Genomic DNA, 1,023 nt, shown 5'->3' on the forward strand with positions numbered 1-1,023 from the left:
CCCGCCTGGAGCTGACACCTTCAGGACTGGCAGGCGTTGCGCCTAGCCATACAGCTGTCCATGACGGCCGGATCACAGGCACGACGACAGCGCTGGAGTACAAGCTGGCGAGCAGCGCGACGTACACCCGTGCGACGAACGAGACGGTTACCGGGCTGGCACCGGGGACGTACCAGGTTCGTTATGCGGCCAAAACCGGCTACAATGCGGGGGCTACTACGCCGACCGAGCTGTACTACAGCGCAGGACCGGCTGTTGAGGTCGTCGTCCCCGCATCGGGGACAGAGCCAGGCGGCGAAGGAGCGTTCGACTACTTCAAGCGCGTGTATCCGTCGCTGAGCCAGACGGACCACGTGTTCGAGACCGTGACCGCCCATGAGCTGTCGACGCTGCTGAATAGCGAAGGCACCTATCTGGTGCTGATCGGCGGCGCGTGGAGCCAAGCCACGCAGACGCAGATCGCTGAGATCAACGCACAGGCCAAAGCCTACGGCGTCGAAAAGATCTACAATTTCGACACCCGTCTGGACGGGGCAACTTTGGATATCACAGACGAAAACGCCGCCGACTTCGACAAGAAGCTGTTCGTCGACTTGGTGAACAACTATCTGCTGAACCTGCCGGCAACCGGTGCAGAGGTGAGCTATGGCCAAGGAGTCAGTGCGCACAAAATCACGGAGCCATTCCTGTTCGCCTATGAGAAAGGGCGCACGGAAGCGGATGTGGCAGCGCCGATCATCGCCTCCGCCTCGTCCGAGTGGGGCGAGGTGTTCAAAGCGATCGCTGTGGAGACGAACGGTAAGGAGGTCGCGCAGCATGACATCTTTACAGCGGAGGACTATTTCACGACAGTCTATGATGACAAACTGAACCGCGCTATTTTCCGCGGCAAGGATGTGGTATTCGAGCACATCACATACCATGAGCTGCAAGAGCTGCTGAAGACAGACGGCACGCACAACATTCTGATCGGTGGATCCTGGTGCCCGAACACCCAGCCTATCATCGGTCTGGTGAACGATG

The 1,023-nt window shown here is 59.3% G+C and carries 1 protein-coding gene; it reads left to right on the plus strand.

Annotated features, from left to right (window positions below; genetic code table 11):
* A partial coding sequence (locus JCM10914_RS29490; protein ID WP_036720658.1) for a hypothetical protein occupies positions 1-1,023 on the plus strand: 1,023 nt, incomplete at both ends.

This window comes from Paenibacillus sp. JCM 10914 (assembly GCF_001315105.1).
Classification (GTDB): domain Bacteria; phylum Bacillota; class Bacilli; order Paenibacillales; family Paenibacillaceae; genus Paenibacillus_AQ.